Below are 9,245 nucleotides of genomic sequence, written 5' to 3' on the forward strand. Positions count from 1 at the left end.
CTCTGGGACACCCGCCAAGGACGCGCAAGCGGCCTGGAAGGAGCATTGACATGACCGACGGCGGCCACGCCCCCCACGCCGGTCCCCTCGCGCCCGAAACCGGGCCCGGCGGGCCCGCGCCGGAGCACCACCTCGGCGCGCCCCTTCCGCCCGCTGCCGGATGGCACGGCGAGCAGCGGCCCGCCTACACCTTCCTCGACCAGCCCGACGGCGACGAGGAGGACGACGTTCTGCTGATGCCCGGCCCCCAGACCGCCTGGGGCGATGCCGTGCACGGCACCGTCGAGGCGACCGAGGCCGCCGACGCCCCGGCAGCCGCCGCCGAACCCGTCACCGAACCGGCCGCCGAGCAGCCGCCCGGTACCCCCGTCGAGCCGTCCTGGCCGCCGCTCGCGCCGCCGGTGCTCACCGCGGAGCCGGGCGCCGAACCGGCGGAGCCGGTGGCGGAGAGCGCTCCCGTGGCCGGCACCCCGCAGGTCGCGGCCCCGCAGGCGCAGCCGGCTGCCGCCCCGCTGCTGACGCCGCCTCAGCAGCGCCGCCCGCTGCACGCCGGCCCGCCGATCCCGGACCCGTCGCTGATGACCGGCCAGGTCCCGGTCCGCTCGCTGGCCGACCGCGGCCCGTCCACCCCGGGCGGCACGCCCGCGTTCGGGGTGCCCGTGGTCAACGCCGAAACGGTGCAGCAACCGCAATCGCAACCGGCCCAGCCGCAGGCCGTACAGGCCCAGCCGGTGCCGGTGCCCGCACAGGCCGGACCCGCACAGGCCGGACCCGCACAGGCCGGACCCGCACAGGCCGGACCCGCGCAGGCCGCCGCGCCGGTGCCCGCGCCCGTGCAGCCGCAGGTGGTGGAGGCCGCTGCGGCCGCAGCCGTCGCCGAGCCGGTTACCCCGGCCGAGCCGGTCGCGCCCACCGAGGAAGCGCCCACCGGGGAAGCGCCCGCCGGGGAGCCGGAGGCCGCCGCCGCGCAGCCGATCGCCGTCGAGCCGGTGGCCGCCGAGCCGATCGCGGTCGCTCCCGCCGCCCCCGTCGCGGCCGAGCCCGAGCCCGCTGTCGCCGAGGTCCACGCGCAGCCCGCGCCGGAGGCCGTGGCGGTCCCCGCGCCCGCCGCGAACCTGGCGCCCGTGTTCGTGGAGCCGGTCGAGTCCGCCGCCCCCGTGAACACCCTGGCGCCCACCGCCGGGACCGCCCCGGTTGCCGAGACCCCGGCCGTCGAGACCCCGGCCGTGGAGCAGCTCGCTGCCGCAGAGCCGGTGGCCGAGGCACCCGCCACCGAGGCGGCCCCGGCGGAGACTCCGGCCGCCGAAGAACCGGCCGCCGAAGCCCCGGCGGCCGAGGCCCCGGCCACTGAGGCCCCGGCGGCCGAGACGCCTGCCGCCGAGCCCGAGGCTGAGCCGATTGCCGCTGAGCCGATTGCCGCTGAGCCGGTTGCCGCTGAGCCGGTTGCCGCTGAGTCCGTCGCCGTCGAGCCCATCGCGGCCGAGCCGGTCGCGGCCGAGGCGGCTGACGCGCCGTCGGAGCCGCAGCCCGAGGCCGCCGTCACTGACGTCCCGCCGGCCGAGCAGCCGGAGGCCGCCGCCGCCGAGCAGCCCGCGCCGCAGGCCGCCGATGCGCAGGCGCCCGAGGGCGAGGCCGCGGAGCAGCCGATCCCCGCGCAGGCCACGAAGTCGGGCGGACGGGGTGCGCACCGCCGCATCTCGGCGTTCCTCGCCGCGCCCGCCGGGCTGCCGCTGCTGACGCCCGAGACGCCGTCGGCCGAGCCGCAGCCCGCCACCGAATCCGTCGAGGCCACCGCGACCACCGAGGCCGTCCAGGCCGCCGCGCCGACCGAGGAAGCGCAGGCCGTCGCGCCCGCTCAGGCGGCGGAGGCCGAGACCCCGGCCGAACCCGCCACCGAGACGCCGGAACCCGCCGCCGAGCCGACCCCCGAGGCCACCGCAACCCCGGAACCCGCTCCCGAGGCCGAGCCCGCCGCCGAACCGGAGGCCGCGCCGCAGCCCGCCGAAGCTCCCGAGCCCACCAACTCCGAGGAAGCCCCGGAGGCCGGCGAAGCCCCCGAGCCCGTTCCCGTCCAGACCACCGAGGCCGCCGCCGAGGCCGCCGACGCCGCCGCCGAGGCCGAGCCCGACGCTGCGTCCGTCCCCACCGAGACCGCCGACGTCCCCGCCGAGCCTGAGGAGCCCCGCGGCCCCGCCGCGCCCGGCTTCGACGAGGCGGGCCGGGAGGCCGTGCATCAGGTGATCCGCGAGCGGCGCGACGTCCGCAACGGCTTCCGGCCGGACCCGATTCCGCACGAGGTGCTGATCCGGGTGCTGGAGGCGGCGCACACCGCGCCGAGCGTCGGCTACTCGCAGCCGTGGGACTTCGTGGTGATCCGGTCCGCGAAGACCCGCAGGAAGATGCACGAGCTGGCGGAGCGTCAGCGCGAGGCGTACGCGGACTCGCTGCCCAAGGGCCGGGCGAAGCAGTTCAAGGAAATCAAGATCGAGGCGATCCTGGAGACGCCGGTCAACATCGTGGTGACCGCCGACCGCACCCGCGGCGGCCGGCACACGCTGGGCCGGCACACCCAGCCGCAGATGGCCCCGTACTCGGCGGCCCTGGCGGTGGAGAACCTGTGGCTGGCGGCCCGCGCCGAGGGGCTGGGCGTCGGCTGGGTGAGCTTCTTCGACGACGAGGAGCTGGTCCGCGAACTCGGCCTGCCCGAGCACCTGGAGGTCGTCGCCTACCTGTGCGTCGGCTTCGTGGACGCGTTCCCGGACGAGCCGGAGCTCCAGCAGCAGGGCTGGGCGAAGAAGCGCCCGCTGTCCTGGGTGGTGCACGAGGAGCAGTACGGCAACCGCGCGCTGCCCGGCGAGGAGCCGCATGACCTGCTGTCCGACACGCTGCGCAGCATCCGCCCGCTGGACGCCAAGGCGCTCGGCGAGGCGTGGGACCGGCAGAAGCGGATGACCAAGCCCGCCGGGTCGCTCGGCGTGCTGGAGGTCATCGCGGCGCAGCTGTCCGGCCTGGCCCGCCAGTGCCCGCCGCCGATCCCGGAGCCGGGTTGTGTGGCGATCTTCGCCGGTGACCACGGGGTGCACGCCCAGGGTGTGACGCCGTGGCCGCAGGAGGTCACCGCGCAGATGGTCGGGAACTTCCTGGCCGGGGGAGCGGTGGTCAACGCGTTCGCCGCGCAGGTCGGCACCGAGGTGTGCGTGGTGGACGTCGGTGTGGCCGCCGAACTCCCGGACGCCATCCAGCAGGGCCGCACCACCGGCCTGCTGCCGCGCAAGGTCAAGCCCGGCACCGACGACATGACGCAGGGCCCGGCGATGAGCCGCGACGAAGCCGTCCGCGCGATCGAGGTCGGCATCGAGACCGCCCGCGACCTGGTCGCGGCCGGCAACAAGGTGCTGATCACCGGCGACATGGGCATCGCCAACACCACCGCCTCCGCCGCGCTGATCTCGGTGTTCACCGAGACCGACCCGGCCGAGGTGACCGGACGCGGCACCGGCATCGACGACGCCACCCACACCCGCAAGGTCGAGGTGATCCGGCAGGCCCTGGAGCTGCACAAGCCGGACCCGGCCGACCCGATCGGCGTGCTCGCCGCCGTTGGCGGGCTGGAGCACGCCGCGCTCGCCGGGTTCCTGCTCGGCGCGGCCTCACTGCGCATCCCGGTGATTCTGGACGGCGTCATCGCCGGCTCGGCCGCACTGGTCGCCAAGGCCATCGCGCCGGAGGTACTGGCCGCCTGCATCGCGGGGCACCGCTCCGCCGAGCCGGGCCACCAGACCGCGCTCGCCAGGCTCGGCCTGCGCCCGCTGATCGACCTGGACCTGCGCCTGGGCGAGGGCACCGGTGCCCTGCTCGCCCTGCCGCTGGTGCAGAGCGCCGCCCGGGCGATGCACGATGTAGCCACCTTCGACTCCGCCGGAGTCACCGAGAAGGCCTGATCCACCACCGGCGTCCGGCCCGTCCCCGCTGTTGAAACGGGACGGCCGGACGCCGGCCCGTACCCGGCCCGAGGGCGCGTCCGGTACGGGGTTCCCGCACCGCCGCCCACCCAGGAGCTCCCGCCGATGACCGCGCCCCACCCGCACCCGTCCACCCAGGGCCTCACCCCGTACCCCGTCGGGCTGCTGCTGGCCGGCCGCCGCGTCGTGGTGATCGGCGGCGGCCAGGTCGCCCAGCGCCGCCTGCCCGCACTGATCGCCGCCGGCGCCGACCTGCACCTGATATCCCCGTCCACCACCCCGGCCGTCTCCGCGATGGCCGACGCCGGTGAACTCACCTGGCACCAGCGCCCGTACCAGGACGGCGACCTCGCCGACACCTGGTACGTGCTGGTCGCCACCGACGACCCGGACGTCAACACCGCGGTCTCCGCCGAGGCCGAACGCCTGCGGGTGTTCTGCTCCCGCAGCGACGACGCCTCCGCCGCCACCGCCTGGACGCCCGCCTCCGGCCACGACGCCGGTGCGACCGTCGCCGTCCTCACCGGAGACCCCCGGCACTCCGCCGCGCTGCGCGACTCCATCGTGGCCGGCCTGCGCGACGGCTCCCTCGCCGCCCGCCAGTACCGCGCCCGCGGCGCGGGCGTCGCCCTGGTCGGCGGCGGACCCGGCGACCCCGATCTGATCACGGTGCGCGGCCGCCGCCTCCTCGCCGACGCCGACGTGGTGGTCGCCGACCGGCTCGCCCCGCGCGAACTGCTCGCCGAACTGCCGCCGCACGTCGAGGTGATCGACGCCTCGAAGATCCCCTACGGCCGCTACATGGCCCAGGAGGCGATCAACCAGACCCTGATCGACCACGCCAAGGCGGGCAAGTTCGTCGTCCGCCTCAAGGGCGGCGACCCGTACGTCTTCGGCCGCGGCGGCGAGGAACTCCTCGCCTGCCTGGACGCCGGCGTACCTGTCACCGTCGTCCCCGGCATCTCCTCCTCCATCAGCGTCCCGGCCGCCGCCGGCATCCCCGTCACCCACCGCGGCCTCACCCACGAGTTCACCGTCATCTCCGGCCACGTCGGCCCCGGCGAACGCTCCCTCACCAACTGGCAGGCCGTCGCCGGCATGACCGGCACCCTGGTCCTCCTGATGGCCGTCGACAAGATCGCCAAGATCGCCGCCGAGCTGTTGAAGCACGGCCGCCCCGCCGACACCCCCGTCGCCGTCGTCCAGGAGGGCACCACCACCGCCCAACGCCGCATCGACGCCACCCTCGCCACCATCGGCGAAACCGTCCTCACCGAGGGCATCAAGCCCCCGGCGGTCATCGTCATCGGCGACGTGGTCAACGTCCTGGGGTAGGGAGCGGCAAGAGCCCCGCCCGAGAGCCCCGCCAGGGGCTCGGGGAACGGCGAGGCCAAGTCTGCGGTTGGTCACGGGGGCGCTGAGCGTTCCGTAGTTTCGGGCCCCCGCCGTAAGGCCCGCCCGCCACAGCCGCGACCAACCGCTCCGAGTCCCTGGCTTCGCACCCACCAGCCCCTGAAGGGCCTCTCCGACGTGCGAAAATCATCAAGTGTCTGAGCCATCCACCGTCACCGACGCCGCCGACCCCCGGCTGAGCGACTACACCGACCTCACCGACGTCGAGCTCCGCCGTCGGCGCGAACCGGCCGAGGGCTTGTTCATCGCCGAGGGCGAGAAGGTGATCCGCCGCGCCCTTGCCGCGGGCTACCGCATGCGGTCGATGCTGCTCACCGCCAAGTGGCTCGGCGTGATGGGCGACGTGATCGCCGCCACCGACGCCCCCGTCCACCTCGTCGAACCGGCCCTCGCCGAGCGCGTCACCGGCTACCACGTCCATCGCGGCGCCCTCGCGTCGATGGAACGCAAGCCCCTGCCGACCGCCGCCGAGGTCCTCGACGGCGCCCGCCGGGTTGCCGTGCTGGAGGGCCTGGTCGACCACACCAACCTCGGCGCGATCTTCCGCTCGGCGGCCGCTCTCGGCATGGACGCCGTGCTGCTCTCCCCGGACTGCGCCGACCCGCTCTACCGCCGCGCCGTGAAGACGTCCATGGGCGCGGTGTTCTCCGTCCCGTACGCCCGCCTCGATCCGTGGCCGGATTCTCTCGCTGCCGTCCGCGAGGCCGGCTTCGAACTGCTCGCGCTCACCCCGTCCGGCGCCGAGGACTTCACGGTCGCCAAGTCCCATCTCCTCCCCAGGGCGGCCCTGATGCTGGGCGCCGAGGGCGACGGCCTCACCCCGAAGGCCCTCGCCGCCGCCGATCAGCGGGTCCGCATCCCGATGGCACACGGCATCGACTCCCTCAACGTCGGCGCCGCCGCCGCGATCGCGTTCTACGCGGTGAATCACGGCTGACTCCCGCCGCTACAACGGAAGTTGAGGGTTCCGCGCCGGGCAGATCTACGGTAGACATGGCGCCATGATCACCAACGGCGCCGCCGCTCTCCGCCGCCTGACGTTCCCGGGCTTCCGCGGCCCGATCCTGGTCGCGGCCATGCTGACCGCCGTCGTGGCGCTGCCGGACGGGCGACTGCACAACCAGTTCACGCTGCTCCCGCTGTTCATGATCGGGCTCGCCTTCCCCCTGCTGCTGATCGGCGTGGTGGTGGTCGGCGCGACGGTGTCCTGGCCGCTCACCCGGCTGCGTCGCCCCGGCACCAGCGCACTGCTCGGCGTCGCGCTGGGCTGTGCCGCCGTCGTGCTGGGCATCAGCGTCCCCGGCCAGGACATGGCGCTGCTCAGCGTCGGCGTGCTAACCCTGATCGGCCTGCCGTTCGCCTGGCTGCTGTGGCAGCAGTGGCCCGTTGCCGGGCCCGCCGGAGGCCCGGCCGGCCGTTGGCGCTGGGCGGTGGCTCCGCTGCTGGTGGCCGCCACCGCGCTGACGGTCACCCAGACCGACCCGGCCGAGGCCCGCTTCGCGCTGGCCCGCCCGGCACTCACCGACTGGGCCGAACACGCCCTGGCCACCCACGAGGCGCGCCCCGAATGGGTCGGGGGCTACCGTCTCACCGAGACCGAAGTTACCCACGACGGCGTCAAGTTCGCCATCGCCGGCACCGGCCTGTTCGCCCACCACGGCTACGCGTACTTCCCGTCCGGCGCGCCCGCATTCGGCTACTACACCCCGCTGGGCAACGACTGGTACGAGTGGTCCGGCCCCGACCGCTTCTGACGGCCCGAAGCGTCCTCAGAGCGCCTTCAGCACCGTCTCGTCCGCCGCGTCCAGCACGTACCCGTTGTCGAAGCGGACCCGGACGGACACCTGCGGCCCGCGCTCGCCGTACGCCTCCCAGTGCGGCTCCAGGGACGCGATCTGCCCCTCCAGCGCCTTGCGGCTCTCCGCGGGCATGGTGTGCCCGTAGTCGTCGAACAGCGCCCGCAGCCGCTGGTACTCGCGGACCTCCTCGGACGGCGGCACCTCGGCCACCTGCTCGACGGTGCCCTCGACACCCGCCGCCAGCAGCAGGAACCCGACTGCTGCCTCCCCGTCACCGAACGCCTCACCCAGCGTCAGATCCGTCACCAACGTGACGCGCTGCCCTGCCACCAGCGTCATTGCTCCGCCACCTCCCGGCTCGCCGTGCACTGCGGATCATTATCCGCCGCCACCGGCCACCGGCCCGCAGGTCAGGCCGCGCGACGCGCCGCCGGAGGCGATATCGGCTGCGGCGCGGGCCGCCGCGGGTTGTGGTGGCGGCGGCCCGTCAGGTCGCCGACCCGCAGCACCAGGTCGGGGGCCGGGGGAGCGGGCCAGAGCGTCAGGCGGTGTTCCTCGACGGGGCGGGCGGCGGTGTCGGTCTCCCGGCCGCGGTCGCGGCCCCGGGTCTGCACCCGGACCCGGTACCAGCCGCGGCCGGCGTGCGCCAGGTTGCCCGCCTCGGTGATGTCCACGCCGTCCCAGGCCCGCAGCCGCAACTCGCCGCTGCTGTACAGGGACAGCTCCACCGCGCTCTCCCACTCCGGCCCGGGCTCGGCCGGACGTTCCGCCGCGCGCTCCACGCCGAGCCGGATCAGCCCGGTGTGGGTGCCGCACAGCACCGTCAGGTGGTCCGGGCACCCGGCCGCCACCCCGTTGCCGTGGAACAGCCGGGCCAGCGCATGCGCGTCCCAGCCGTCCGGCAACTCCGGGCCGTACAGGAAATACTGGCAGTACGCGACATGCATCGCGTCGGTCGTCCACATCATGCGGCACATGCTCCCGCCGGGCACTGACAGACCGTCACCGGCAGTTGAACGGCGGGCCCCAGGCGGGCCTCAGGCGGGCCTCAGTTCCCGGACACGCCCGCGCCCGGCCAGGACTCCTCCAGGCTGCCGTCCTGCCGGACGGTGTAGCGGGTCGAGGAGACCGCGCCGGTGCGGTCCACCCGCTCCTCGCGGATCAGGGCGCCGTTCTCCACCCGCCACACCGCCCCTGCCTCGGGGTTGGCGGTGGACGCCCGGCCGCCGATCAGCACCGGGGCGTCGCCCGTGAAGCCGTACAGCTGCACCAGGTCGACGGGGACGGAGCCCTCCACCCGGCGCAGCACCACCAGCGTCGCCGGGGCGTCCCGGTAGCGGGCCGGCAGCACGGCGGTCAGCGTGACGGGCGCGCCCGCGTCGGTCGAGTGGCCCTCGCGCAGCTGGATGGCCGGTCCGACGGACGGGTCCGGGTAGCTGCGGTTGAGCCAGTCCACGGACGGCGGGCTGCCGAGCGCCGGGCCCAGGCCCGAGCCGCCGTGGCCGACGGTGTTCAGGCTGTCCACCGACAGCGTCGCGCCCGAGGTCGGCTTCACGGGGGCGGTCGCCGTCGGCGCCGGCCCGAGGCTGTGCGTGGCACGGCTCTCGCAGCCCTGCGCGACCGCGATGGCCAGCGCCACCCCGAGCGTCACGGTGACGAACACCACCAGCCGCTGGCGCATCAGCCGCTGACGTGCCGTCGGCCGGGTGGTGCCCATGGGACGTCCGGGCGGGGGAGTGCGGTCGCGGCCGGGCACCGGGGTGCGCTCCCGCCCGGCGGGGGCGGCGGGCCGGCGCTCGCGCACCGTGTCGCCGTCCCGGACCGGGCGCCGCACCCGCTCGGTGCGGGCGTCCGGACGTACCTCCGGCCGGGCCGTCGCGGGCGCGGCCGCCACCGGCCGTCCCCCTGCCACCGCCGCACCGTCGGCATTCGGCGGCGGTACGGGGGACGGGCGGACGGGCGGCGCACCGGCCGCCGCGCGCGGAGGGTCGGCGGGACGGCGGCCCGCGCCGGGAGCGGCGGCGCCCTGCTGGCCGGCCGGGCGGCGCGCCGGCGCACCGTCCGGCCGCCC

Annotated in this window: 6 protein-coding genes and 1 pseudogene; 4 read left to right on the forward strand and 3 right to left on the reverse strand. The window is 75.7% G+C overall.

The window, feature by feature from the left end:
• Positions 1–50 precede the first annotated feature (50 nt).
• From cobT to ACFV18_RS26540, 4 genes are all read left to right on the forward strand, one after another.
• Positions 51–3,941, forward strand: coding sequence for a nicotinate-nucleotide--dimethylbenzimidazole phosphoribosyltransferase (cobT, locus tag ACFV18_RS26525; protein WP_380487283.1), 3,891 nt, complete (start codon positions 51–53; stop codon positions 3,939–3,941).
• A 126-nt stretch (positions 3,942–4,067) separates the two neighbouring features.
• Positions 4,068–5,297 carry a uroporphyrinogen-III C-methyltransferase gene (gene cobA / locus ACFV18_RS26530; protein ID WP_380487285.1) on the forward strand — a complete coding sequence of 410 codons (1,230 nt, stop codon included), beginning with the start codon at positions 4,068–4,070 and terminating at the stop codon, positions 5,295–5,297.
• A gap of 211 nt (positions 5,298–5,508) precedes the next feature.
• Entirely contained in the window at positions 5,509–6,312 is an 804-nt protein-coding gene (locus tag ACFV18_RS26535; RefSeq protein ID WP_380487287.1) for a TrmH family RNA methyltransferase, read from the forward strand.
• Between the two features lie 64 nt (positions 6,313–6,376).
• The gene (locus ACFV18_RS26540; protein WP_380487289.1) at positions 6,377–7,129 is read left to right on the forward strand and encodes a hypothetical protein; all 753 of its coding nucleotides are present in this window, start codon (positions 6,377–6,379) and stop codon (positions 7,127–7,129) included.
• A gap of 15 nt (positions 7,130–7,144) precedes the next feature.
• Here the strand turns inward: ACFV18_RS26540 and ACFV18_RS26545 are convergent, their stop codons facing one another.
• From ACFV18_RS26545 to ACFV18_RS26555, 3 genes and pseudogenes are all read right to left on the reverse strand, one after another.
• Positions 7,145–7,513 carry a hypothetical protein gene (locus tag ACFV18_RS26545; protein WP_380487291.1) on the reverse strand — a complete coding sequence of 123 codons (369 nt, stop codon included), beginning with the start codon at positions 7,511–7,513 and terminating at the stop codon, positions 7,145–7,147.
• 71 nt (positions 7,514–7,584) lie between these two features.
• Positions 7,585–8,142 (reverse strand): hypothetical protein, encoded by a 558-nt coding sequence (locus ACFV18_RS26550; RefSeq protein ID WP_380487293.1) that lies wholly within the window; start codon positions 8,140–8,142, stop codon positions 7,585–7,587.
• 80 nt (positions 8,143–8,222) lie between these two features.
• Positions 8,223–9,245, reverse strand: a pseudogene (locus ACFV18_RS26555) (hypothetical protein); the annotation flags it as partial.

This window comes from Kitasatospora sp. NPDC059673 (assembly GCF_042734215.1).
In the GTDB taxonomy this organism is placed as follows: Bacteria; Actinomycetota; Actinomycetes; order Streptomycetales; family Streptomycetaceae; genus Kitasatospora.

Bases quoted from the DNA above. Each gene is read 5' to 3' on its own strand.
- ACFV18_RS26540 (WP_380487289.1), top strand. From the start codon at position 6,377: ATGATCACCAACGGCGCCGCCGCTCTCCGCCGCCTGACGTTCCCGGGC.
- cobA (WP_380487285.1), top strand. From the start codon at position 4,068: ATGACCGCGCCCCACCCGCACCCGTCCACCCAGGGCCTCACCCCGTAC.
- ACFV18_RS26545 (WP_380487291.1), bottom strand. From the start codon at position 7,513: ATGACGCTGGTGGCAGGGCAGCGCGTCACGTTGGTGACGGATCTGACG.
- ACFV18_RS26550 (WP_380487293.1), bottom strand. From the start codon at position 8,142: ATGATGTGGACGACCGACGCGATGCATGTCGCGTACTGCCAGTATTTC.
- cobT (WP_380487283.1), top strand. From the start codon at position 51: ATGACCGACGGCGGCCACGCCCCCCACGCCGGTCCCCTCGCGCCCGAA.